This is a genomic window from Polymorphospora sp. NPDC050346, from assembly GCF_040655695.1.
GTDB lineage: Bacteria > Actinomycetota > Actinomycetes > Mycobacteriales > Micromonosporaceae > Polymorphospora > Polymorphospora lycopeni.
Genome location: NZ_JBFAKM010000019.1, coordinates 1 through 25,701 on the forward strand (window position 1 = coordinate 1; position 25,701 = coordinate 25,701).

The 25,701-nt window shown below is 73.4% G+C and carries 17 protein-coding genes; 10 read left to right on the forward strand and 7 right to left on the reverse strand.

Annotated elements, in window-relative coordinates; all coding sequences use genetic code 11:
- Positions 1-139: 139 nt before the first annotated feature.
- From AB0I42_RS20190 to AB0I42_RS20205, 4 genes are read right to left on the reverse strand one after another with little or no spacing between them, the layout of a single operon-like run.
- Positions 140-1,216: an ABC transporter permease gene (locus tag AB0I42_RS20190; RefSeq protein ID WP_357539069.1), complete on the reverse strand. Its 1,077-nt coding sequence runs from the start codon at positions 1,214-1,216 to the stop codon at positions 140-142.
- Positions 1,213-2,106, reverse strand: a complete 894-nt coding sequence (locus tag AB0I42_RS20195; protein ID WP_357539070.1) for an ATP-binding cassette domain-containing protein — start codon at positions 2,104-2,106, stop codon at positions 1,213-1,215. The genes AB0I42_RS20190 and AB0I42_RS20195 overlap by 4 nt, the downstream gene beginning before the upstream one ends.
- A 53-nt stretch (positions 2,107-2,159) precedes the next feature.
- A complete protein-coding gene (locus tag AB0I42_RS20200) occupies positions 2,160-2,855 on the reverse strand; it encodes a response regulator transcription factor (protein WP_357539071.1) in 696 nt (231 codons plus the stop codon).
- A complete protein-coding gene (locus AB0I42_RS20205) occupies positions 2,852-4,114 on the reverse strand; it encodes a sensor histidine kinase (protein WP_357539072.1) in 1,263 nt (420 codons plus the stop codon). The genes AB0I42_RS20200 and AB0I42_RS20205 overlap by 4 nt, the downstream gene beginning before the upstream one ends.
- Positions 4,115-4,271: 157 nt before the next feature.
- Here AB0I42_RS20205 and AB0I42_RS20210 point away from each other — a divergent pair, with 157 nt between their 5' ends.
- From AB0I42_RS20210 to AB0I42_RS20230, 5 genes are all read left to right on the forward strand, one after another.
- The gene (locus AB0I42_RS20210) at positions 4,272-4,781 is read left to right on the forward strand and encodes a hypothetical protein (RefSeq protein ID WP_357539073.1); all 510 of its coding nucleotides are present in this window, start codon (positions 4,272-4,274) and stop codon (positions 4,779-4,781) included.
- Positions 4,782-5,029: 248 nt separating this feature from the next.
- On the forward strand, positions 5,030-5,764 hold the full coding sequence (locus AB0I42_RS20215; RefSeq protein ID WP_357539074.1) for an ATP-binding cassette domain-containing protein: 735 nt from the start codon (positions 5,030-5,032) through the stop codon (positions 5,762-5,764).
- Positions 5,761-6,561: a hypothetical protein gene (locus AB0I42_RS20220; protein WP_357539075.1), complete on the forward strand. Its 801-nt coding sequence runs from the start codon at positions 5,761-5,763 to the stop codon at positions 6,559-6,561. The genes AB0I42_RS20215 and AB0I42_RS20220 overlap by 4 nt, the downstream gene beginning before the upstream one ends.
- A gap of 21 nt (positions 6,562-6,582) precedes the next feature.
- Complete coding sequence (locus tag AB0I42_RS20225; RefSeq protein WP_357539076.1) at positions 6,583-6,924, forward strand: hypothetical protein; 342 nt, start codon at positions 6,583-6,585, stop codon at positions 6,922-6,924.
- 41 nt (positions 6,925-6,965) lie between these two features.
- Positions 6,966-7,985, forward strand: coding sequence for a helix-turn-helix transcriptional regulator (locus AB0I42_RS20230; protein ID WP_357539077.1), 1,020 nt, complete (start codon positions 6,966-6,968; stop codon positions 7,983-7,985).
- Here AB0I42_RS20230 and AB0I42_RS20235 read toward each other — a convergent pair.
- On the reverse strand, positions 7,979-8,950 hold the full coding sequence (locus tag AB0I42_RS20235) for an ornithine cyclodeaminase family protein (protein WP_357539078.1): 972 nt from the start codon (positions 8,948-8,950) through the stop codon (positions 7,979-7,981). The two genes, AB0I42_RS20230 and AB0I42_RS20235, sit on opposite strands and share 7 nt — an antisense overlap.
- A gap of 153 nt (positions 8,951-9,103) precedes the next feature.
- Here AB0I42_RS20235 and AB0I42_RS20240 point away from each other — a divergent pair, with 153 nt between their 5' ends.
- From AB0I42_RS20240 to AB0I42_RS20255, 4 genes are all read left to right on the forward strand, one after another.
- Positions 9,104-10,552 carry a hypothetical protein gene (locus AB0I42_RS20240; protein ID WP_357539079.1) on the forward strand — a complete coding sequence of 483 codons (1,449 nt, stop codon included), beginning with the start codon at positions 9,104-9,106 and terminating at the stop codon, positions 10,550-10,552.
- Between the two features lie 1,465 nt (positions 10,553-12,017).
- A complete protein-coding gene (locus tag AB0I42_RS20245; RefSeq protein WP_357539080.1) occupies positions 12,018-12,269 on the forward strand; it encodes a phosphopantetheine-binding protein in 252 nt (83 codons plus the stop codon).
- Complete coding sequence (locus tag AB0I42_RS20250) at positions 12,266-14,590, forward strand: beta-ketoacyl synthase N-terminal-like domain-containing protein (protein WP_357539081.1); 2,325 nt, start codon at positions 12,266-12,268, stop codon at positions 14,588-14,590. Before AB0I42_RS20245 ends, AB0I42_RS20250 begins: the two co-directional genes overlap by 4 nt.
- 6 nt (positions 14,591-14,596) lie before the next feature.
- Entirely contained in the window at positions 14,597-19,315 is a 4,719-nt protein-coding gene (locus tag AB0I42_RS20255; RefSeq protein WP_357539082.1) for an SDR family NAD(P)-dependent oxidoreductase, read from the forward strand.
- Positions 19,316-19,357: 42 nt separating this feature from the next.
- Here AB0I42_RS20255 and AB0I42_RS20260 read toward each other — a convergent pair whose 3' ends face one another.
- Entirely contained in the window at positions 19,358-19,795 is a 438-nt protein-coding gene (locus tag AB0I42_RS20260) for a MarR family winged helix-turn-helix transcriptional regulator (RefSeq protein ID WP_357539083.1), read from the reverse strand.
- Between the two features lie 9 nt (positions 19,796-19,804).
- Here AB0I42_RS20260 and AB0I42_RS20265 point away from each other — a divergent pair, with 9 nt between their 5' ends.
- On the forward strand, positions 19,805-20,134 hold the full coding sequence (locus tag AB0I42_RS20265; RefSeq protein ID WP_357539084.1) for a hypothetical protein: 330 nt from the start codon (positions 19,805-19,807) through the stop codon (positions 20,132-20,134).
- Here the strand turns inward: AB0I42_RS20265 and AB0I42_RS20270 are convergent.
- Positions 20,101-25,701 carry an SDR family oxidoreductase gene (locus tag AB0I42_RS20270; RefSeq protein ID WP_357539085.1) on the reverse strand — a complete coding sequence of 1,867 codons (5,601 nt, stop codon included), beginning with the start codon at positions 25,699-25,701 and terminating at the stop codon, positions 20,101-20,103. The two genes, AB0I42_RS20265 and AB0I42_RS20270, sit on opposite strands and share 34 nt — an antisense overlap.

Genomic DNA, 25,701 nt, shown 5'->3' on the forward strand with positions numbered 1-25,701 from the left:
GCGCCGAGTCGGTCAGCCCACAGGTCTCCACCAGCCGCTCGATCGACCGGCGGCGCCCGAGGACCGCGAAGAGGTCCTGTGCCGCCGCGTTGTCGTGCCGGCGGGTGCCGGCCGTCGCCCACGTGATCGATCGCGTCGCTCACTTGGTCAGCCGGGCGGCCTCCCGGTCGCGCCAGGCCGCGGCGAATCCCGTACGGCCGCCGGTCTTGAGCAGCGACCCCTCGTAGATCCGGGCGCCGACGAACAGCATCGCCACCGCGGTCGCCGCGAGGATCACCAGCGACAGGATCGGCTCCCAGCCGGCCGCGTCGCCGTCGAACAGCCGTACCGGCATCGCGGTCGGCGACGACACCGGCAGGTACGACAGCAGGGTCATGACCGTCGGGTTGTCCTGCAGGAAGATGACGGCGAAGAACGGCAGCATCACGACCATCTGCATCGGCGTCGACGCGGCGCCGATGTCCTCCTGCCGGCTGACCAGGGCGCCGACGGCGGCCCACAGGGCGGCCAGCATCACGAACCCGACGACGAAGAACGGCAGGAACCAGGCGATCGCCGGGCCGAGCAGCGAGAGTAGATCGCCCGGTACGCCGGCTGTCGACACCCCGATGTAGGCGACGGCGGCGATCAGCGCGATCTGCCCGAAGGCCAGGATCGCCCCGGCGATCACCTTCCCGGCGAGCAGTGCCCGGATCGGCACGGTCGCCACGAGGATCTCCACGACCCGGGTCTGCTTCTCCTCGGTGACGCTCTGCGCGATCTGCAACCCGAACGTCAGGGACGTCATGAAGAAGACGAACGCGAACGCGTACGGGATGAGGAACGCGAGCGCCGGGTCGACCGCGCTCGGGTCGAGCAGTTCGACTGGCGGGCGGGCGCTGAGGGCGTTGACCACGTCCGACGGTGCGTCGTCCATCGCCAGTACGCGCGGACCGGTGACCACCGCCGCGTCGACGTCGCCGGCACGGACCAGCCGTTCGGCCTCCGCGTCGTCGCCCACCGTGCGGACCTCGAGCCCGGCGTCGGCCAGTGCCGTGGCGGCGGGGCCCTGGACCACGGCCACCGAGGACGGGCCGCCGCCGAAGATGTTCGGCAGCACCGTAGAGGCGGCCACGATCACCAGGAAGATGATCGTGCTCCAGATGAACGTCTTGTCCCGCAGCTTGACCCGGATTTCCCGGGCCGCGACGATGCGGGCGGCGTCGAAGGTGGTCATCGGACGACCTCCCGGAAGATTTCGGCCAGGGAAGGGGTGACGGGGCGGAACACGCGTACCGGCCCGCGGTCGAGCGCGGAGCGCAGCACCGACTGGTCGTCGGTGCCGGCGGCCAGGTCGAAGACGGCGTGCGCGCCGTCGAGGTCGACCAGCGTCACGCCGGGCTGGTCGCGCAGCCATCCGGCGTCGCCGTCGACGCGGATCTCGTAGCGCGGCAGGGCGTGGGCCTGGCGCAGCTGCTCGCGGCTGCCGGCGGCCCGGATCGCGCCCTCACCGATGATGACCAGGTCGTCGCAGAGGCGCTCGACGACCTCCAACTGGTGGCTGGAGAACAGCACGCCGACGCCGCGCGCGGTGTATTCGCGCAACACCGTCAGCACGGTGTCGACGGCGAGCGGGTCGAGGCCGGAGAACGGCTCGTCCAGCACCAGCAGGTCCGGTTCGTGGACGAGTGCGGCGGCGATCTGCGCCCGCTGCTGGTTGCCCAGTGACAGCTTCTCCAGCTTGTCGCCGGCCCGCTCGGCCAGCCCGAGGCGGTCGAGCAGCGCGTCTACGTTGCGGGTGGCGGCGTCCGCGCCGAGGCCGTGCAGCCGGCCAAGGTAGATCAACTGCTCACTGACGGACATCTTCGGGTAGAGCCCGCGCTCCTCCGGCATGTAGCCGAAGCGGCGCCGGTCGTCGCGGGTCAGCGGGGCGCCGTCCCAGGTCACCGTGCCGGAGTCGGCCGCGAGAGCGCCCATGATGATGCGCATCGTGGTCGTCTTGCCCGCGCCGTTGGCGCCCACGAATCCGGTCAGGCGGCCCGGTGTCACGTCGAAGGTGACGTCCCGGAGCACGCTGCGATCCCCGAAGGCGCGGTGTACCGCCTTCAGTTGCAGGAGCGAAGTCATGCATCGACGGTAGGCGCGACGGATGCCGTTGACCTCCGTCCCACGATCGATCGTCAGGGTCCGTCGCGCGACGGATGCCGTCCTCCGGGGGTGACGACGCCGTGCTCGTACGCGTACACGACCGCGTGCGTCCGGTTACGCAGTCCCAGCTTGGTCAACACGTGGCTGACGTGGGTCTTCACCGTCGCCTCGCCGAGGAAGAGAGCGGCCGCGATGTCGGCGTTGGTGGCGCCGCCGGCCAGCAGCACCAACACCTCGTGCTCGCGCGGGGTCAGTTCGGACAGCCGGGCGCCGTCGGTGCGACCGCTGTCGGCCAGCCCGCCCGGCCCGGTGAAGCGGGCGATGACCCGGCGGGTGATCTCGGGGGCGAGCAGGGCGTCGCCGCGGGCCACCACCCGTACGGCGTGGATCAGTGCCTCCGGTGTGCCGTTCTTCAGCAGGAAGCCGCTGGCGCCGGCCTGCAGGGCGGCGAACAGGTAGTCGTCGCGGTCGAAGGTGGTGAGGACCAGCACGGCGGGTCCGGCGCCGGCGGCGACTATCCGCCGGGTCGCCTCCAGCCCGTCGATGCCGGGCATCTCGATGTCCATCAGCACCACGTCGGGCCGTTCCCGCTCGGCGAGGTCGACCGCCCGCAGCCCGTCGTACGCCTCGCCGACCACCTCGATGTCGTCCTCGGTTTCCAGGATGACCCGGAACCCGGTCCGTACGAGGTGGTGGTCGTCGGCGAGCAGTACCCGGATCGTGTTCATGCCGTCACCCGTGCCAGGGGGAAGCGGGCCCGGACCCGGAACCCTCCGGTGGGCCGCGCGTCGGTCGTCAGCGTGCCGTCGTGGGCGGTGACCCGCTCACGCATGCCGATGAGGCCGAGGCCGGCACTGGGCCGTCCCGCCGTGCCACGCCCGTTGTCGGCCACGTCGATCTCCAGTTCGGCGGCGTGGTAGCGGATCCGTACGTCCAGGTTCGTCGCGCCCGCGTGCTTCAGCGTGTTGGTGACGGCCTCCTGCACGATCCGGTACGTGGCCTGCGACAGCGACTCCGGTAGCGGCGCCGGCTCGCCGTACACGCCGAACGAGGTCTCCAGGCCGGCGTCCCGGGCGTTGACGACGAGTTCCCCGACCTGGTCGACGCCCGCCCCGGGCGGCTCGTCGGGGACCGTGCCGCCGGCGCGCAAAAGGTTGAGCATCCGGCGCAGTTCGTCGACGGCCGTCCGGGCGCTCTGCTCGACCGCCGCCAGGGTGGTGCGGGCCTTGCCGGGATCCTTGTCCATCACCCGCCGGGTCGCCGCGGCCTGCACACCCATCACCGACACATGATGGGCCACGACGTCGTGCAGTTCGCGGGCGATACGTACCCGCTCACCCATGACCGCGGCCTGCGCGGCGTCCGCCTGCGACCGGCGCAGTTCCTCGGCCTGCACCTCCAGTTGGTGCTGCCGGCGGGCGGACGTCCACGCCGTGTCGCCGAAGAGATAGGCGAAACCGAAGAACAGCACGTTGACGAGCACGCCGCTGACGATGGACGCGAGCAGCGGCTCCAACGGACCGCTCGCGTTGGGGAACGCGTTCGGCGGGAGGTTGACCAACGACAGTATCGCGGAGACGGCGAGCCAGCCGAACATCGCGGCGATGATGCCGAGCCGCACCCGGCGGGCCAGGACCCGGTCGACGCTCCAGGCGCCGACCGTGTACAGGGCCACGTAGAGCGCCCCGCTGGCGACCTGCTGCTCGGGCGAGTGCCGGTACTGGCCCCCGATGAGCGCCACGGAGATCACGATCGCGACGGCGATCGGGAAGCGTCGGCGCGCGACCAGCGGCAACGTGCAGGCCAGCGTCCAGAACACCTGCTCGGGCCACGCGGGCGGCCGGCCGAGGAAGAACTGGCCGACACTGTTGACCAGGGTGAGGTTGAGCATCGCCCCGGCCGCCACCGCCACACCCGTCAGGACGTCCGTGCGCCGCTGCTCACGCGACGGCCCGGGGCGCCGCCACGGCGTCAGCTCCACGCTCATGCCGCGACGATGGCACACCGGATCGGCCGGTGACGAACCGCCCCGCGGAGGTGTTTCGCGGAATGGGCCGCTTGTGGCGCCGCTCACCGTTGTGGCCGGCGCGTGCCACACTTGCGGCCGCCCGAACGATGCCGCGGGCCGGGTCGAGGAGTGCGAGATGAGCAACTATGTTTTCGTGGACGTGGAAGCCCTCGGCACCAGCCCGGTCAACGGCACGATGACGGAATTCGGTGCCGTTCACGAGAAGACCCGCCGGACATTTCACGGCGTGCTGTTCGAGGGAACGCCCGACCCGGCCAATCCGGCGGTTCCCGTGGTGGGGGCCAGGATCAACGACGCCGCGACCGTGGCCGGGGAACTCTCCGACTGGCTGCGCGAGGTCGGTGGCAAGGGGCGCCCCGTCTTCGTGTCGGACAATCCGGCCTACGACTTCATGTGGATAGCCGGGCTGTTCGACGAGGCCGGACTGCCCAACCCGTTCGGTCACAGCGGGCGGAGACTGGGCGACTTCTATGCGGGGCTGATGAACAACTGGGGCGACACCCAGGCCTGGAAGCGTTTCCGTCAGACGCCGCACGACCATCACCCGGTGAACGATGCGATGGGAAACGTCGAGGCGTTCCAGGAACTGAAGCGGATGGCGAAGGAGCAGCGTGCTGCCCGGTAGGGCGCCGCGGGTGTGAGCCGTACCCGGCTCAGGCGGTCGGGTACCGGGTGGCCCGGCCGGTGGTGTCCGGCTTCGGTCCGGCGTCGCGGTAGTCGATGCCTCGCACCGCCGAGAGGTGACCATGCGTGAGGTGGCGGTTGCCGACAGTGTCGTCGGGTGGGCGTCCGGCGAAGGGGCCGACCTTCGTGACACCCGGCGCATACGAAGGTCGGTAGCGGCGTGCCCGGTGCGTTGCTGCAGTTGAGGACATGATCGAAACGTTCCGTCTCACCAAACGACATCGGGTGCTCACCGCGGTCGAGGACCTTTCGTTCACCGCCCCCGACGGGCAGGTGACCGGGTTCGTCGGCCCGAACGGATCGGGCAAGACCTCCACGATGCGGATCGTCGTCGGCCTGGACCGGCCGACGTCCGGCCGCGCGACGATCGACGGACGGCCGTCGCGGGAACACCGCTCACCGCAGCGGGTCGTGGGGGTCGTGCTCGACGCGCGCGGCGCACCCGGCGGCATGACGGCCAGGGGCCACCTGCGTTGGCTGGCCGCCGCCGGCCGGATTCCCGACCGGCGCGCCGACGAGTTGCTGGAGGAGGTCGGCCTGGGGACCGCGGCGTCCCGCCGGATCGCCGCGCTGTCGCTCGGCATGCGACAGCGGCTGGCCATCGCGGCGGCCCTGCTCGGCGACCCGGGCACGCTCATCCTGGACGAACCGGTCAACGGCCTCGACCCCGACGGCGTGCGATGGGTACGCCACCTCGTGCGCCGGCTCGCCGCCGAAGGTCGCTGCGTGCTCGTCTCCAGTCACCTCATGGCCGAGATGCAGCAGACGGCGGACCGGGTGGTGGTCATCGGCGCCGGCCGGCTGCTGGGCCAGTTCGACATCGGCGATCTGGAGCACGGCACCTCGCTCGAGGACGCCTACCTGAACCTCACCGCGGGCGTGGCCGAGTACCGCGCCGCCGTCACGGGAAGGAAGAGGCGGTGAACGGCGCGCAGTCGACGGCGGCCCCAGGGTTCGCCGCCACCTTCGTCTCCGAGTGGCGCAAGATGCGCGCCCTGCGCTCGACCCCGATCGGGGTCGCCCTGATCGTCCTGGTCAGCGTCGGCGTCGGCGGCTTCATGACCGTGATCGGAGACAGCGCCGCCATCGCCGACGCCCAGGCGGAGAGCGAATACTCCGTCATCTTCTACAGCTCCGGGCTGGTCACCTGGGCGTACGCGTACCTGGCGGCGAGCTTCGTCGCGGCGGAGTTCCAGGGACTGGGCGAGTCGACCTTCGTCGCCACCGCCCGCCGCGGCCGGGTCCTGGCGGCCAAGCTCGTCCTCGTCGCGGCCGGCGGTCTGATCGTCGGCCTCCTCGCGTCGGTCATGACGGTGGCAGCGACCCAGGGCGCGCTCGCGCTTCGCGGTTCCGGCTCTCTCGACCTGACCGACCCGGGACTGGTCCGGGCGATCGCGCTGCTGGTGGCGGTATCGATGGCGGTCCAGGGACTGCTGGCCGCGGGCTTCGCGGTCCTCGTCCGCTCGGCGGTCGCGGCGGTGGTCGTCACCGGGCTCATCTCGCTTCTGCCGGTGAGCCTGGCGCCGTTCCTCGGCGACGGGTACGCCGCGAGCGTGCCCCGCTGGCTGCCGGGCGCCGCGGTGGAGAGCCTGGCCGGTGTCGCGGCTCCCGGCTCCCACGGTTACCTGGACTGGCCGCTGGCGCTCGCGTGCGTGACCGCATGGGTCGCCGCCGTCGGCACGGCCGCCGCACTACGTCTTCCCCGCATGGACATCCGCTGACCGGACCGAGAGGAGCCACCGATGGCAAGGGTGAAACTCGCCGCCGACGCCCGACCGGAGCAGGTGCTGGCGACCGTACGGGAGACCTTCGAGAGCCGCGACTACCTCTGGGAACAGACCGGCCCGCTGACCGCCGTCGCCAGCGAGGGTGGTGAGCCGGTGCGGCACGCCCTGATCTCCCGGCGACTGCGGGTGGACGTACGCGTCGATCCCGAGGCGCACCGCCTGGAGTTGACCCAGCGGACACACGGCGCGGCGTACGCCGCCAACGACGCGCCGTACTTCTTCGTCCGGCTGACGATGCGCTTCCGGCGGATGACCAGGGCGGTGCGGGAGGACCTCGCCGCCGCGCCCCACCACTGAGCCGTACACGCCGACGACCATCGACCAGGAAGGCGGGTGCCGTGCGAACGCAGGTTGACCGGGAGGCCTGGTGGCCGACGATCGGGCTGGTCACGGCCGCGGTGCTGGGCGCGGTCATCGGCGTCGTCGCGATCCCCGCCGCGACGCCGGTCATCGTCGCGATGGCCGGCGCGCAACTCGGTGTCACCGCGCTCGGGTTCCTGGCCCCGGACCGGCCGGTGCTCTGGGCCGTCGCCGTCGCCGTCGTGGCGTTGGGCTCTCCGCTGCTGGACCCCCGGCTGGCGGAACTCACCTACAGCGGGGCCGTCCCGTGGATCGCCCTCGGCATCGCGATGAGCGCGCTGAACCTCTACCGCCGGGCCGGCGACTGGATCGCCGTCGCCTGCGGCACCGCCGCCCTGGCGGTGGGCTCGGTCGGGGTCGTGGCGGTGAGCGTCCGGGCCGGTGTACCCGCGGCGATGGCGATCCTGTCGGCCAGTGTCCCGTTCCTCATCGGCGTGCTCATCGCCCTGATGCGGCACCTGCGGGAAGCGCGCGCCGACCGGGTCCGGCGCCCGGCGATGTCCGTCGAGATGACCGGGTACGACGAAGGGGCGGAGCTTCCGGCCGGGACCCTGGAGGCGGCCCGGCGGGCCCTGGCCATCGTCGCCCTGCGCAGCGACGAACTCGTCGCGTCGGCGGGTGACCCGGCCACCCGTCGCGCGGCGGCGGACCTGCGTGACGTCGCCCGGCGTGGGCTCACCGGGGACAGCGCGGGCGGGAACACCGTGGCCCGGATCGAGCTGTACGACTCGACCGCGGCCCCGCCGTCCGGGGCGCCCGCCAGCAGGCCGGCCGGACCGCCGGTGCCGGACCTGTCCGACCGCGAACGCGAGATCCTGCGACTCGTCGCGACCGGCTCGTCGAACGCGGCCATCGGGCGCAGCCTGTATCTGAGCGAGGCGACGGTGAAACAGTACGTCTCCCGGCTGATGCGCCGGTTCGAGCGGGAGAACCGGACCCAGTTGGCGTTGCTGGCCGCGCGCTGGTTCGACGAGGATCCGCGACCGGACGGTCAGTAGGCGAGGGTCGATTCTTCCTCGCCGGTGGCCCGGGCGACGACGGCGTCGGCGATCACGAGGTCCTGCCAGGACATGCCCGAGCTTTTGAAGACCACCGGGCGGTCGACCGCCAGCGCCGTGGCGCCGGTCACCACCGACCGCACCGGCACCAGGTCGCCGACGTCGACCGTGCCCTGCCTGACGGCCATGACCACGTCGCCGCACTCGCGCAGCGCGGTCGCGACGTCCTCGACCACGACCTGGGCCCGGCCGAGCAGGGCGGAGTCGAGTTCCCGGGCGTCGGGCTCGTGGGAGCCGACGGCGATCACGACGGCGTCGGCGCGTACCAGGTCGGCGGTGAAGAGCGGGGTACGGGCGGTGGTGGCGCACACGACGACATCCGCGGCCCGTACGGCCCGCTCCGCCTCGCCGGTGCCGGCGCCGACGACGTGTACGTCCGTTCCCGCCAGTTCGGCGTACGCCGCCGGTCGCCGCACCACGTACGTGAGGCCGGCGATCTCGCGGTGTCCGTCCACGATGGACCGCAGGGTGGCGGTGTGTCCGACGGCCTGCGGTCCGCCGCCGTGGACGACGACCCGCAGTGGTGCGGTGTGCCGCAGGAGCGCGGGCCTGACCGCCGCGACGGAGACCGCCGGGGTACGCAGCGCGGTGAGCGCGCCCGCGTCGATCAGCGCGGTCGGTGCCAGGGTCTGCGCGTCGAACAGCACGTAGACGCCCTGGATGCGGGGCAGGCCCCGGGCGGCGTTGCCGGGGCTGACCGTGGCGATCTTGATGCCGGTGCTGGCGCCGATGTCGCTGGGCATGAGCAGGAAGTGCCCGTGGCGCACCTCGACCTGGCTGCGGGCGGGGTCGGTGGCCGGGTCGAAGCCGTCACGCAGTGCGGCCTCGATGGCCTCGACGGCCGCACGCGGCGACAGGAGTTCGGCGACCCGCTCGGCGGTGAGGTAGGGCAGGGATGCGGTCATCGCGGCGGGGTCCTTCGGCGGCCGGGGCCGGTACGTCGTCCTGCTCCCTCCGGCACCCCCACAGGGTAGCCGTCGCCGGATGCCCGGCCTGGTAGTAGGTCAAATGGTACATATGCTATGAAAGTGCGTCGGTCCTCGGGTGCGGGAGAAGGAATGAAGAGAACGAGACTCACCGAGCGCCTGGGCGCCCGCGAACAGGTGGCGGCAGGTGAGGTGCTGGTGGCCACGGCGGTCGACCACCCCGTACGCGGGACGGTGCGCTGCCCCGCCGCGCCACTGATCGGAGGATCGCTGACCAGGCTCGGCCGCACGGTGCGGTACGGCACCCTGACCACCACGCCCCAGCCTTCGACCACCACCGTGCTGGCCACCACCTACCTCGACCGGCACGGCGCGGCATGGGGGATCGCGGCGGCCGTACATCCATCCGACGACGAACTCCGGCAGGTGGTGGAAGAGGTGCTCGACCGGTGGTCCGCGGTGTTCCGGACCCGGCGGCTGCTGACCGGAGCCACCCCGCCGGCGTGTGCCGGGGTGCGCCGGACACTCGCCCTTGTCGACCGGGCTCTCACCACGTCGGCGGGCCCCGTGTTCATGCTGAACCCTCCACCGGAGATCGGGCCGCTGCTCGACGGCACCGACCCGCGGGACGTACGCGCCGTCGGCGACCTGACCGGCGTACCGGCCGGGTCGGTGGTGGTCGTCCCCGCCGCCGGCGCGCACCCCGACCTCCCGCGAAGCGCCGCGGCGAGAGGGCTGACGCTCGTCGACGCGACGTGCCCGTTCGTCGCCGCGGCGCGGGCCGAGGCCGACAGCCGCGTCGCGGAGGGCGACCGCGTGGTCGTCGCGGGCAGGGCCGGATACGCGGCCTACCCGGGGATCACCGCCGGGCTGCCCGTCCCGCCGCGGCTCGTCGAATCGGAAGCCGACGTGGCCGCACTGGCCCTGCCGGAGTCCGATCCGGTCTCCTGCGTGGTGCAGCCCGGGATCGCGATGTCCGAAGTGCTGCCGGTGGTGGCCGCCCTGCGCGGGCGCGTACCCACGCTGCGCGGCTCACACCCCGACGACTTCTGCTACGAGGCCACCGACCGCTCGGACCTCGCGCACCACCTGGCCCGCCACTGCGACGTGGTGCTGATCTGCGGTGAGCCAGACGCGGAGGACACGACGCTGCTGCACCGTTGGGTGGCCGGCGCGGGAGGCGAACCTCTCGTGCTCGACGCGGTCGAGGCGATCAGGCCGCAGTGGCTCGTTCCCGGCGCCGTGATCGGCCTGCTCCCGTCGACGTCGGCGCGGCCGTCGCTCGCCCGGGACGTCATCTCGGCGCTGTCCGGGCTGGGCCCGCTGAGCGTCGTACGCCGCCTGGCACGCAGCCAGGCCGACGGCGACCCGCCCGCGGATCCGCTCACCGGCGATCCGCGACCGTCGACGGCACCGGCCCGGAATCCGTCTGGCGTGCCTGGTGAAGAAGCGCCGCGACCTCGGGTACCCGCCGATAGGGCCGCAGCCCCGCGTCAAGGGAGGCCCGCGCCCGGTGGATCCGGCCGGAATCCAGATGCGGGTAGTCGTCCAGGAACAGGTGCCACTCACGAACGGCCCTGAGCACGTGCCCCTGGCCGAGGTGCAGTTCGGCCAGGCGGGCCCGCAGGAGCGCACGGGACCGGCGCTCCCGCACCGGCCGCAGGCGCGTCGAGGACTGCAGGGCCCTGATCGCGGCACCCCGCTCACCCAGCGACGCGTGCACCGCGGCCCGCTGATGCGCGAACGCGGCCGCGTGGTACGAGCCCAGCAGCGGGCCGTCCCGCTCGGCGCGCTCCAGTTGCGCGCCGCAGGCCCGTAGCTGAGCCATCGCGGCAGGTCGGTCACCGGCGGCCGCGTACGCCACGGCGAGCTGGCCGTGCAGGAACGCCCGGGTCAGCGGCGGCGTCCGGGGACCCGCCGCGGCGATCGCCCCCTCCGCCAGCCGGCGCGCGTCCGCGTGGTGACCGAGACCGCGCGCCTGGACGCTGAGCGCCCGCAACGCCATCGCCGCGAGGCGCCGGTCGCCGGCCTCGGACGCCAGTGACCGGCCGACGTGGAAGTACCGCTGGGCCGGACCGTGCTGCTCGTCGTCGAAGCACATGAATCCACACAGGTAGGCCAGTTGCGAGGCGCTCGACAGCAACCGGGCACGCAGGCGCGGTGGACCGCTGGCGCGCAGGAGGGGTGTCAGGCCGGTGGCCAGGTAACCGCCCAGCGCCATCCTGCCCCGGCCCCCGCCGAAGACGGCGTCGACCTCGTCGAAGACCTCGATCATCCGCTCGGCCGCGGACACGTCCTGGGAGGTCAGCGTCCGGCCCGGCTCCGTCGCGACGAGCGGGTCCACCTCGTCGTACGCCGGGGGTGTGTCCCGCCGGTAGACGAGGGACCTCGTCAGGCCCCGCCGCTTCGCTCCGCTGCCGTAGAGCTCGTGCAGTTCGTCGACGAGGTCCAGGTGCCGCGCCTCCGCGACCGGTGCCGGCCGCTGTGCCGGCAGCCCCACCTCGGGCAGGGAGATCTCGCGGTCGAGCCGGCGGCTGAGTGCCTCGACCACCAGCGCGGCCACCGGCTGTCGGGGACGGGATCCGGCGAGCCAGTACGCCACCGAGGTGCGGTCGTACCGCAGCGTCATGCCGGACTCCGCGCCGCAGGCGTTGACCGCCCGGGCGAGGTCCGCGCCCGTCCAGGCCGCCTCCCGCAGCAGTGCGCGGAGGCGTGCGTTGGGCCGTGCCGGCATGTCCACCTCCCCAGCGCCACGCTCGGACCGTGGGGGACGGGAGCGGTACGCCCTCGAGGGCATCTCCCCTATTAGGACATGTCACGTGAGCGATGAGGAATCACCCGCAACGGTGACCAGGAGCCGATGGTGGCCGGAGGCGGATCGAGACACTTGCCGGCTTCGTTCAACGTCGTCCGCGATTCAACAGATCCGCAGCTCTTCGCCCGACTCTCAGAACTTATCGATGTCTATATTCGGATTTCGGCGGGGGACAGAGTGGAACCTCACCCCCAGAAGCCAACAAATCGGGCCGACCCAAGGAGCAACGACATGGACAAGGCCGACGTGCTGGACGAGCTGCGGACCATCTACGCCGAGGCGCTGGAATATCCGAAGGAGGTGCTCACCCCCGACGCGCACCTGGAGGCGGAGCTGGGGATCGACTCGCTCAAGCAGACCGAGCTGCTGAACAGGGTGACCGAGCACTTCGGGATGGAGCGGGTACCGGACGGTGGCGTGGAGACCCTGGACAGCATCGCGGCCGTGGTGCTGGCGTCCGCCCACCGGACGGAGTCGAAGTGACCGCCGTCGCCGTGGTGGGCATGGGCGTCGCGCTGCCCGGCGCGAGCACCCCCGACGAACTGTGGGATCTGCTGCGCAGCGGGCGAAGCGTGCTGTCGGCCGCCGACGCCGACGCCGACGCCGACCCGGCCGGCCTGGCCGGACTCCACGACCCTGACCGCGCCGTTGCCGACCGCAGCTACAACCGCGTCTACGGCCCGCTGTCCGACCTGCGCCCGCACCCGCGACTGCGGGCGGAGACGGACGCCGGCGACGCGCCACCGGGGCTGACCACCTACTGGCTGCGGCACTGCCTCCTCCAGGCGCTGGACACCACCACCGTCGCCGACCGGGACCGGTGCGCGTTCGCGATCGGCTACGGCGTCAGCGGCTCGATCAACGCCGAGCAGGCATTCCTCGTCGAGGCCGTCGCGCAGGGCGTCGGCGCGTACGACCCGGACGCCGGGCAGATCCCGGACCTCGTACGCCGCGCGCTCGCCGGCACCTACCCGTTCGCCGGCCCCGAACCGCACGTGTTCCTGCCACACGAGGTCGGCCGGCGGGCCGCCGCCGGGCTGCTGCCGCCACGGACGGAGATCGTGACCATCGACACCGCGTGCTCGGCGAGCCTCTACACGGTGCAGGCCGCGATCAGCGCCCTGAGCACCGGCACCGCCGACGTGGTGTTCTGCGGCGGAGCCTGCAACGTCACCCCGTCGGAGTACGTGATGCTCAGCCAGGTCGGGCTCGTCTCGGCGGACGACCAGCTCCGGTCGTTCGACGTGGCGGGCACCGGCAGCCTGTGGAGCGAAGGGGCGGCGGTCGTCGCGCTGAAGACCCTCGACCGGGCGGTCGCCGACGGCGACGAGGTGCTCGGCGTCATCGCCGGCCTCGGCACCTCCTCCGACGGCCGTGGACGCGAGGTGCTGGCGCCCGACAGCCGGGGCCAGGCCCTGGCCATCCGGCGGTCCCTGGAAAGCGCCGGCGTCGCGGCCGCCGGCGTCGACTGGATCCTGGCCCACGCCATCGGCGTCCCGGCCGGCGACGCGGTCGAGTTCGCCGCGCTGCGCGAGGCTGCCGACTCCGCGACGGACTGCCTGGTCACGGTGAACAAGCCGCAGTTCGGCCACACCTCCTGGGCGTCCGGCCTGCTCTCCCTGGTCCACGTCCTACTCGCGCTGCGCAACGAGACGGTGCCCGCCCAGCGCCGGTTCACCCGTACTCCCGAGTCGTACCGGCAGGAGGCCACCAGGCTGCGGATTCCGGTCACCGACGCCCCCTGGCCGCGTACGGCCGACCGCCCCCGGATCGCCGGCGTCAACAGCTTCGGGTTCGGGGGGACCAACGTGCACGCCGTGGTCACCGACACGCCACGGGTGGGCGGGTTCGCGCGGCGCTCCGGCACGGGGGAGATCGCGGTGGTGGGGTGGGGAGCACACCTGCCCGGTGCCCCGACCGCGACCGAGGTCATGGACCAACTCCGCGGCGCCGAGTGGCACGTTCCGCCCGGATTCGGGGAAAGCTATCCGCTGCCGGACCCGGTCCAGCTACGCATGCCACCGATCGCGGCGCGCAACCTCGACCGGACGCAGTTGATGCTGATCCAGTCGATGCTCCACCTCGCCGGCGAGCACGGCGAGGTGTGGGCGCCGTTCACCGACACCACCGGCGTCTTCGTCGGTCACCACGGCGTACCGGGCGCCTTCGGCCCGGTGGTCCTGCGCATCAACCGCGACCTGATCGCGGGCGCCCTCGCCGGCGTGACCGATGCGACGGCGGCGCCGGCGGTCGACCGCTTCCTCAAGTCCCTGCAGGCGCTGGCCCCCGACCCCGACGAGACCGTCGGCGGGCTGCTGCCGAACTTCATCGCGTCCCGGGCGACGAAACGCTTCGACCTGCGCGGCATGGCAATGGTCGTCGACCAGGGAATCGACTCCGCGCTGGGCGCCGTCCACCTGGCGATGCGGGCGCTGCACACCCGGGAACTGGACATGGCCCTGGTCAGCGGGGTGAACGGCAACTCCGGGCCGGAGCTGCGGGCGATCCTCGGCGCCCCCTTCCGCTCGCCGGCGGTGGACCCCGCCGAAGGGGCGTTCACCCTGGCCCTGGCCCGGCCCGACACCGCGGCGGAACACGGGCTGCCGATCCTGGCCCGGCTGCGGGCCGGGCAGGACCCGCACGACGGCCCGGCCACCGTGCGGTGCGGTCCGAGCGCGGGACGCAGCTATCTGGGTGGCGACGGGGCACTGGCGATCCTGAGCGCCGTCGCCACCGGCGGCACCGTCCGGGTGGAACCCTACGACCCGGCGATCCAGCCTGCCGGCATCCTCGTGAGGGCGTGAAGCGCGATGACCGAGGAGTCGCTTCGCCCCGCGGCGGCCGGGAGCCCGGCCACTACGGCGGATACGGTCGCAGTGGTGGGCATGGGCCTGGCGCTACCGGGAGCCGTGACAGTGGAACAGTTCTGGGCGCTGCTGACCGGCGGCGAAGCCCAGATCACCGCACCACCGGCGGGCCGCTGGCGGACCGGGGACTTCGTCGACGCCGACCGCTCCGCCACCGACAAGGCTTATCAGCAGGCCGGGGGATTCGTCACCGGGCTGCCGGACGCCGGCACCGACGACTACGCCCAGGTGTGGCTGCGCCACTGCGTGGAGCAGGGACTCACCGGGGTCGGCCGCCGGGACGGCGACCGCTTCAGCCTCTGCCTCGGCTACACCGCCGACGGCAGCCTGCACCAGGAGGAGACCCTTGTCGTCGGCGGAGTCCTGGCCGAGGCCGAGTCGCTGGGCCGCCGGGACACCCGCGAGATCGAGAAGGCGCTGCGGCGCCGGTACGTCCGCGCCGCCGAACCCACCGACCACACCGCACACCGGATCGTCACCAACGCCATCCGCGGGCTGATGCCGGCCGACACCCGGGTGCACGTCGTCGACACCGCCTGCTCGTCGTCGCTGTACTCCATCGACCTGGGGATGCGGGAGATCCTGGCCGGGGCCGTGGACATCGCCGTGTGCGGCGGCGCCATGGCGCTGACCCCGTCCGTCTCGGTGATGTTCGCCAAGAACGGCGGACTCTCACCCACCGGCACCGTACGCGCCCTCGACGCCGGCGCCGACGGCGTCATCTTCTCCGACGGCGCCGCCGTCATCGTCCTCAAGCGACTCGACCGGGCTCTCGCCGACCGGGACACCGTCCTCGGCGTCGTCGCCGGCTCGGGACTGTCCGCCGACGGCAAGGGCACCTCCATCTACAAGCCGGCGCCCCACGGCCAGGAACACGCCCTGAACCGGGCGTACGACAACTCCGGACTGCCCCCCGACGACGTGGACCTCATCGTCGCCCACGCGACCGGCACCCCCACCGGCGACCTGACCGAACTCGCCGGGCTGCGCCGCCGCTACCCGGGCCGCCCCCCGGTCCACGTCGTGTCCAACAAGTCCCTCGTCGGCCACACCGGCTGGGCGGCCGGGGCGGTGTCCGTCATCCACCTGCTCCTGGCCATGAGACACGGGACGATCCCCGCCCAGTACGGCTTCCGGGAACTGCCCGCACCCGCCGCCACGGACGACTCCCGCCTGGTCGTACCCACCACGGCACAGCCCTGGCCCCGGCGGGGCCGCCCGCGCGCCGGCGCCGTGTCCGGCTTCGGATTCGGGGGCACCAACGCCCACCTGCTGTTTCAGGAGTACACCGGCGACCCGCCGGCCCGCCGTCCGATCAGCGTGATCCCACTGGACGAACTCGTCCTCGTCGGGTGGGCGAGCCGACAGCCCGACGAGGGAACCGGTTTCGGCGCCGAATACCCGATGCCGGGCATGCGGGAGCTGCGCCTGCCGCCCGCCACGGTACGCCGCATGGACCGGACCCAGCTCATGCTCGTCCAGTGCGTCCACCAGCTCGACGACACCCTCAAGGACGTGCTGGCCCGCCGCCACCAGCGGGTCGGCGTCGTCGTGGGACACACCGGGCCGACCCGCAACGCCCTCCTCTGCCGGCTCCGCGCCCACCTCGACGAGATCCAGCGGGTCCTCACCGACGACCTCGGGCACGAAGCCGACGACTTTCTCGACACCCTGCGGTCGACCGTCCACGGCCTCGTGCCACCGATCACCGAGGACTCCTACCCCGGGGAGATGCCCAACGTCATCTCGGGCCGGGTGGCGAACCACTTCGACCTGCGCGGCCTCAACGTCACCGTCGACCAGGGCGCGGCGTCGCTCCTCGAGGCGTTCGAGGTGGCGGCCCGCTACCTCCAGTTCGGCGACATCGACCTCGTGCTCGTCGGGGCGGTCAACGGGAACAGCCGACCGGAGTGGCAGGCGATGCTCGGCAGCCCGACCCCGCCGCACGAGGGCGCCTTCCTGTTCGCGCTGACCACCCGGCAGGTCGCGGCCGCCACCGGCCTACCCGTCCTGGCCGGGGTCGACGACCTCGGCGTGTGCGGAGACCGGGAGACGCACCCGGCGACGCACCTCGCGGGCGCGGAGGGCGGTGACGAACTGCTCGCCTTCCTCACCGGGACAGCGCCCACGGCCCGGATCGTCCGGCGCCCCGAACCGCGGGCCCCGGCCCGGGCGCTCACCCTCAGCCGGCCGGCGGCCGGCGGCGAGCCGGCACCGCCCGCCGTCCGGGCCCTGGAGCGCTACGAGCTGACCCTCGCCCCGCTGCCGGCCACCGGGGCGGCGCACGACCGGCCGTTCGTCCCGCCGTCGGCCGTCGTACTGACCAACAACAGCGCGGCCCTGGGAGCGCTGCCGCACGACACCACCGTCATCGCCGTCGGCGACGGTGACGCACTGCTGCGGCGCGGCGGGGCGACCAGCCGGATCGACCTGTCGGAGGCGGGCTTCGACAACCTGCTGTCCGATGTGGAGCCGACGCACATCAGGGTCGTCTGCGACCTGACCACGGTCGGCCCGCGGTTCGAGCCGGCGGACGCCGGGCATCGCGGTGTGGTCGGACTCCACGACGCGATGTTCCTGGCCGCCCGCGGCGCCGCGGCCGGCTGGACGCCCCGCCACTCGTTCGCGGTCCTGCTGCTCGGCGGCGTACGCCCGGACCGGGTCCCGCACCCCCTGACCGGCCTGTTCACCGGCTTCACCAAGGCGCTCGCCCGGGAGTTCGCGTCGTCGGAGGTGTACGCGGTGGCGCACGAGGCGGCCAGCGTCGACGCCATCACCGACCTTCGACCCCCGCCGCTGCTGCCGGTCGCCTACCACGTCGGCGGGCAGCGACTGGCGGTGCGGGCGCGGCACCGACCCGCGCCCGCCGCCCCGATCGGCCTCACCGCGGACTCGGTCGTCGTCGCCGCCGGCGGCGGCCGGGGAGTCGGCGCCGAACTGCTGCGTGCCGTGGCGCGTACCGCCGGGCCGCGACTCTACGTGCTGGGAACGACCCGCATCGACGACACCGACACCCGCCCGGTCGCCGGCGGCCGGGCCGCGTTCATCAGGGCGCGGGTCAGCGAAGGCGGTACGACCGCCGTACGGGCGAGCCGGGCCTTCGACCACCTCACCCGGGTGGCCGAGATCCGTGCCACCCTCGCCGAACTGGCCGGCCACTGCGGCAGGGACCGGGTCACGTACCTCGTCTGCGACCTCGGGAACCCCCACGCCGTCCACGCCGTGATCGACCGGATCCTGGGCACCGAGCCACGGATCGACCTGCTGCTCAACGTCGCCGGCCGGATCGGCACCGCACCGGTCGGCGCCAAGTCCCTGGCCGGCTTCACCGCCGTCCGGGACCTCAAGCTGCACGCCCACGCCAACCTCACCCACGCCTTCCACGGCCGGCGCCCCGCCGCCTGGTGCAACGTCGGCTCCTTCAACGGATACTTCGGCCTCGCTGGCGACACCGACTACGCGGCGGGCAACGACTACCTCCTCCACGCCGCACAGCACGCCGCCGCCGACGGCCACCACGAACACACCATCGGGTTCGGCCTCTGGGCGGAGACCGGCTTCGTGGCCGCGCACCACCTGGGCGGCCGGGCCGACCTCGGGCGTACCCCGGGCCTCACCCCGATGACCACGGCCGAGGGCGTCGGACACTTCCTCGGCGAACTCGCCGCGCCCGGTCCGGCCGGTGTCGTACACCTGGGGTCACGCGAACGTGCCGCCGTCGAGCGCGCCGCACCGGGCTACCTCGCCTGGTGCGGTGAACCGGACGGGCCCGCGCCGCGACACCCCGGGGCCGCCGCACCCGGCTACCGGGTCGAGGAGCACGACGAGCGCGGTACGACCCTGCTCCGGGTCTTCGACCTCGAGCGGGACGGCTACCTCGCCGACCATCTGGTGCGGGGCTATCCGACGCTGCCCGCCTCCTTCTACCCCGAACTCGCCGCCACCGCGGCCGCCCGGCTCTGCCCGGGGCGGGTCCCGGCCGTCTTCACCGACCTGGAACTGCTCGGCCTCCTCCGCGTCCAGCCGGGCCGGCGGCACCCCGTACGCGTCCGCGCGCGGCTGCTGACCCACGGCGCCGAGGAATCGGTGGTCCGGGTCGACATCTGCGGCGACGTGGTCGCGCCGACCGGCCAGCTTCTCGTCCGCGACCGGCCGTACGCAAGCGTCACCGTCCACCTGCGAGGGTCCGTGCCGGCCGCGAGCCGCTGGACCGGTCCCGCCGGCACCGGCGGCGAGGCCACCCAGCCGCTGTACGGGCCGGCATCCCCCGTCGGGCTGGCCGGGATGTTCCGGTCCCTGACCCGGCCACGGATCCACCCCGGCGGCCGGGACGCCCTGCTGTGGCTGGACCCGGTCGACACGGACCGCTGGTTCGCGAACGAGGCCACCCCGCAGCGGATTCTCGAAGGGCTCGTGCAACTGTCCTACCTGCGTGCGCCGGGGGAGTCACCGGCCATCGGCATCCCCCGGACGATCTCGTCGATCGAGTTGTTCGCCGCCCCGGACCGGAACCCGCACGTACGGTTGCACGGGTCCGTGTACGACCTCGACGGGGCGGCCCCGCGTGACCGGGGGTTCGCGGTCACCGCCGACGGACTGGTCCGGGCGCGGATGACCGGAATCCGTACGGCGCCCCTCGACGGGCGCGATACCCCGGATTGACGATGCGGTGGGTTGCCCGGGGCACGCCCCGGGGATGAGCCCTCAACGGCCCGAGCGTCCATCCTCCCGCTGTCTCAACACCCCGAGCAGGGTGTGGAGCGCGTCGGCGGCCTGGCCGGCCTGGTCGGGGCCGAGGGCCGAAGTGATCTGCTCGTGGAAGACCTCGGCGCGTTCGGTGAGGCGGTCGAGTTTCTCCTTGCCGGCCGCGGTGAGGCGCAGAAGCGGCGAGGTGCGGTGGTCGCGATTCGGTTCGGGGGCCAGGAGTCCTTCCTCGACCAGTTCGTTGGCGACTCGCTGCACAGCTTGACGGGTCACGCCGAGCCGCCGCGCGGCCTGGGAAACGGTCATGGGCCGGTCGGACGTCACGCTCAGCACCTGCCAGCGGGCCTGTGTCTGGCCTTCGGCGGCGGCAATGGCCTCACCCGTACGCCGGAGGTGGCCGGCGGCCTCGACCAGCAGCGCGACTCGGCTTGTCATCATGCTCCCATCTTGACAACATGCTGTCAGCCCATCCGGCCCCGGGTCGGCGGCTTTCCCTACCTCGCCGAGGTGCTCCGCCAGGCCGGTGTCCGGCGCAACGACTGGTTCCTTCCGAGCATGCAGAGCCTCTACATCACGGCTGCCGGGCCGGCGGTGGACCAGGGAACCCCGCTGGTCACGGGCACGGTCGACGTGGCACCGTTCGATCAGGACGCGGTCATCCGCGCATTGCGTGCCGACCAGGGCGGCGAGAGCACCTTCACCGAGTTCTGCGAGGCGATCTGGGCGGCTTGGAACGACGAGTCCTACGTCGAGTCGTATCCGGCCGTGACGATCTGACCCGCCGCCGGCTCACCAGGAACGAGCATCGGGGTTGAGCCCCGGGCCGCGAGGTCGGTGAACGTCGGCCCCAGGATCTCGGCGAGCACGACCCCGTCCGGCGCGACCGCCACGCAGATGCCGCGCTCCCCGTCGGCGGCTATCCGGATCCCGTCGCGACAGGTGCCGGCCAGGTGCGTGTCGGGCCCGGCGTGGTGGACCCGGACCTCGCGCAGCCGGCGGGGGACGGCGGCGGCCGTCCGGCCCGCGGCGACCAGGGGCAGCGCCGCCACCCGCACCATCGCGTCGAGCAGCAGCGCGGGCACCGCGCAGCCCTCGAGGTGTGCGTCGAGGTGCTCCGGCGGCGGACGCCACAGCGCGCTGGCGTACCCGGGATCGGCGCGGCATTCGCGGGTGTTGTGGAACATCCCGGTCAGCCGTACGGGGCCGCCCGGGTGGTAGGTGGGATCCCGCACCGGTCGCGCGCCGTCGGTCCCGCCCGCCCAGCGCCGCTGCGGCGTGGGGCCGGTGCCGACCGTCACGACGGCGGTGCAGTGCGGGCGGTCGCGACGCAGCACCCGTCCGGCGCGTACGACGTCGGAGACGATCGTCACCTCGACATCGGTCTCGGTGTCCCGGCGCGCGATCACCGTGGCCCGGACGGCGTACCCGCGGGTCCGGCCGGCGTCGGCGCAGATGAACGCGTCGAAGGCCGCGCCGCGGAAGGCGATCGGCCGGGTCCCGGGCAGCAGGTCCAGTGCCGCCTCGGCCGCGACCTCCAGCGCGAAGGTGCCGGGCAGGGTGGGCGTGCCGTCGACGAGGTGGTGACGGAGCACGGAATCGAGGCGTCCGTCGAGCACCAGCGACCACCGGGCCCGGTCCGCGTCGCGGTGTTCGGGCCGGCCGAGGTAGGGCCGGGCGGGCGCACCCCGTTCACCCCGCCGGGCGGTCGGGTCGTCGGCGAGGCGGAAGCCGGGAAACCGGTCCCGTATCGACCTGATCTCCAGGTCCCCGGCGACCGCGACGACCGCGTGGGCCGTGTCGCGCCGTGGGGGCCGCAGTTCCGCCAGGAAGTGCGCGACGCCCTCGGCGTCGCGGATCGCCGAGAAGCGGTCCCCGGAGTACTCCTGGTTGTCGACGAAGTCGCGGGTGACGATGCCGGAGTCGGCCCACTTGGGCCACTCGATGGTGTATTCGTGGGTCGGCCGGTGGCGGGCGGCGGCCGCGAGGATCTCGTTGGCGGCGGCGTAGTCGGCCTCACCGGGCAGCCCGCAGAAACCGGCCATGGAGCCGAAGTTGCACCAGCGCCGGGGTGGGCGGGCGGCGAACGCGGTACGCAGGTGGTGGCCGCCGAGCAGTTTGACGTCCCGGACCCGCCGGAAGGTGGCCAGGTCCTTGCCGGGCAGGGAGGCGGCGTGGTGCTGGCCGGCGCCGTTGATCAGCAGGTCGACGTCCCCGTGGTCGAGGATGGTGGCGGCGGCGTGGTCGACCGCGGCCGGATCGGTGATGTCGCATCGCAGGTAGGTGACCCGGTCGGCGCCGACGTGCCGGGCGAGGGTACGGAGGTTGGTGACGGCCTCGTGGGCGTCACGCAGCCGGTCGAACCGCCGGTTGATCTCGGCGACACGTGATCGGGGGTCCGCGGTGCGCTGTTCGCGGATGTAGCGGGTCCGGCCGCCGTGGACGTCCCGGTCGAGTGCGGCCAGGTCCGTGGCGGAGAACCGGTCGAGATCCCCGCTGCCCAGCACCCACAGTCGTGGCCGGTGGCGGCGGGCCAGCGCGGCGACGACCGCGGCCGTGATGCCCCGGGCACCGCCGACGGCGACGACCGTCGACCGCTCGGACAGACCGGTGTCGTCGGCGGGCGGCGGTGCGGGGGCGAGCGTCTCGGCGAGCCGGCGACCGTCGTGGTACCAGGTGACGGGCAGGCCCCCGGCGCCGCCGAGCTCGTGGTCGACCTGAGCCAGCGCGGTCTCCGGCGCGCCGGTGTCGGTGATCAGCGCGTGGACCGAGGCCGGCGGCAGCTCCCAGGCCATGCTCTTGACGGTCCCGGTGAAAAGGGCGGTGTCGGGATGCACGGCGCCACCGGTCGCCGGATCCATCAGCGCGACCGCCACCGATCCGCCGTCGACGATCCCCGCGAAGTTGGTCTTCACCGCGAGAAACATCAGTTCGTGCAGGGCCAGTCGCGCCGCACCGGGTGGCTTCGGCCGGTGGCCGGCGCCGAACGACGCCACGACGCGGATGTGACGGGCCGGTCCGGTCGCGTCGAGACTGTCCTCGTCGACGTGGGTGACGACGGTGGCCTCCGCCGATGCCGCGGGATCGGTGCACAGCAGCCGCCCGCCGGCCCGGGCGACCATCGGGGCGAGCGCCGCCGCCGTGGCGGCCGAGTCGGTGAGCACGAGGGCGTTTCCGGGCAGGTCGGGTGTCGTACCGGCACGGTGTGGGCGACCCTGTTCGGCGAACGTCGCCAGGTACCGGCGGGCGGCGTACGGCGGGTCGGGTGGAGTGGGCGCGGCCGCACTCTTGCGGACCGGGAGGACCGCGACCTGCGGACTGTCGGGCGCGCCATGGACCACGGTGCCGGCCTCCGGCCGCAGCGCGGCGCGCAGGACCGCCAGCACGGAGTCGGCGCCCCCGTAGCTGTACCGGCCGACCGGTTCGACGGCGCGGACCTCACCGGTGCCGGCCCCGGGCCGCAGCGCGGGCCGGAGCCGGGCCAGGACCGGCCAGTTGTTGTCGGCGACCGTCCGGCCGCGCGCGACGGCCAGCAGGAACGCCCCTTCCGCCAGCGGCGGACCGCCGTCGGTGGGGTACGGGTCGAGCAGGTTTCCGTGGGCGCCCAGCACGAGAGCGAGGTCGATCTCCGCGCGGCGCAGGTACGCGGCGGCGGCGTACAGCGCGGCGAGGCCGCTGTCCGGGCCGGTGTCGAGCGTCATGGTGGGCCCGCGCAGGTCGAACTGCCGGGCCAGCCGGGCGGGGATGACGTTGGGCATGAGCCCGGGCATGGTGTCCTCGGTGATGGCCGGCGTCTGTTCACGCAGCCGCCGCAGCCATTCCCCGTATGGCGCCGCCTGCGGGGTGCCGGCGAGGACGCGCTCGATGCCGTGGGCGTACGAGCGCGCGGTCGCCTCCATCGACAGCCGGGTCAGCCCGGTGTGGGCGCAGAAGACCCCGGTACGTTCCTCGAGGCCGTGCCAGAGCCGGCCGTGCTCGCCGGCGAACGCGGCGGCGGCCGACAGCGCCATGAGTTGGCACCGGTCGACGGCGCGGGCCGTCCGGCGCGACATGCGGATGTCGGCGAATGGCGGCAGCGGGTGGTCGTCGCCGAAACCCGGCTCGGTGGCCGGGTCGAGGCCGGCGGCGATGCGCGCGGCGACCTCGTCGTGTCCCGGGCCGCCGGGCAGGTGCGCGCTGAACGCGACCAGCAGCAGGTCGTCGTCGACGAGGGGCCGGCCGGAGGCGGGTGGCGGCCGCCCGGCCGGGGCGTCACGCAGCAGCAGGTGCGCGTTCGTACCGCCGAAGCCCATCGACGACACCCCGACGGTGCGTACGGGCGCGGCGAACGCGGCGGGCTCGGTCGGCACCCGGACCGGCAGGTCCCGCGCGCCGTCGGGCAGGCCGGTGAACAGCGGCTGGGCCGGGATGCTCCGCTCGCGCAGGCACAGTGCGGCATGGATGACCGACACCACACCGGCGGCCCAGCCGGTGTGCCCCAGCAACGCCTTGTTGGCCACGCACGTCATGGCACGGGAGGTGGCCCCGGTCGCCAGGGCGGACAGTTCGGTGCCGTCGCCGGCCACCGTTCCGGTGGCGTGCGACACCACGAGATCGACGTCGTCACCGCCGACCCCGTTGACCTCGTACGCCCGGCGCAGTGCGATGCGCTGGCCGTCGACGTTCGGGGCGTAGATGGCGGTGCCGCGCCCGTCGGACGAGGCGCCGAAGCCGGCCAGGACCGCCAGCACGCGGTCGCCGTCGGCGCGGGCGCGGCTGAGACGTTTGAGGGTCACGATCCCCGCGCCGTCGGAGAACAGCGTGCCGTCCGCGGCCGTGTCGAAGCTGCGTACGTGGCCGGCCGCCGACAGGCCCTTGAGCTTGGCGAACACGACGAGCACGCGGGGGCCGAAGGCGTTCACCCCACCGCAGTGGGCCACGTCCGCGTCGCCGTCCAGCAGGGCGCGTACGCCGAGGTCGATGGCGTACAGGGAGGAGGAGCAGGCGGTGTCCACGGTCAGGCAGGTGGTGTCGGGAGCCAGCACCCCTTGCATCGCGGCCCGGGCGATCTCCCGCGGGGTGTGGCGGGCGGGGGTGTCGCTCACGCAGCCGAACTGCCGGCGCAGCAGGTGCAGGGCCTGTTCCCCGTCACCGCCGGCCGTGGCGACGCCCCGCGCGGCCAGCCGTACGGCGACGCTCTCCTCCAGGTGCTGGCTGCCGTCGGGCCACATACCGACCACGAACGCCGCCCGGTCACCCGGGGCGCGGTGGACGCCGGCGGTGGCCTGCCGCAACGCCCGCCGTAGCCAGGTCGTGGCGAAGTCCGAGCCGTCGGCCGGCGGGTCTTCGTGGATCACGCCGGCCACGCGGGCGTAGGTGCGGTCCATCGCGGCCGGGTCAGTGGAGTGGAAGTCCGGCAGCCGGTACCGCCCACCGGGCTCGCCGTACGTCGGCCGGCCCACGCCGAGCACCCGCCACAGGCCGTTGACGTCGGCGACGCCGGGTGCCACCAGGCCCATCCCGACGATCGCGATCGGATCGGGCTCGGTCGTCGGCGCGCCGGCCACCGGTGGGGTGGCCGCCGTGTCCTCCCGGCCGCCGCTGGTGCTCACGCCGACGACGGAGAATCCGCCGTCGGCGATCAGGGTCTGCCCGGTGACCCAGCCGGCTTCCGGGGCGGCCATCAGCAGTACGGCCCGGGCGAGGTCCTCCTCCCGGGTCATGCGCCCGCCCGGCGTGCCGGCGATCAGCGCGCCGCGCATCCGGTCGGGGTGGGGAAAGTAGTCGGTCACGCGGTTGTCGACCGGCGGCGCGGACACGACGTTGACCCGTACGCCGTGTCGGGCGAACTCCCCGGCCTGGTAACGGGTGAGCGCCTCCAGCGCCGCCTTGCTGACGCCGATCACGCCGTACCCTTCGAGCGTCCGCTCCGAGCCGGTCGACGACATGTTGATCACAATGCCGTGGCGGGCCGCCAGCAGCGGCAGCGCGGCCTGCGCGCACCGGCGGGCTCCGTGCAGATTGGTGTCCAGCACGCGGTGCCAGTCGTCGTCGGTGGCGTCGCACAGTTCGCCGAACACGCCGCGGGCGGCGTTGTTGACCAGGACGTCCAGGCCGTCGAGGCGCGCGGCGAGCGCGGCGAACATGTCGCGTACCTGGTCGGGTTTCGCCACCGAGGCGCGGACGGTCTCGGCCGACCCGCCAACTTCGACGATCTCCTGTGCGGTGGCGGTGGCGGCCTCGGGGGAGTGGAAGTAGTTGACGATCACGTGCGCGCCGTGGGCGCCGAAGGCCCGGGCGATCACCCCGCCGATGCCCCGCCCGCCGCCGGTGACCAGTACGGTCTTTCCGCTGAACCGGCCCCGCAC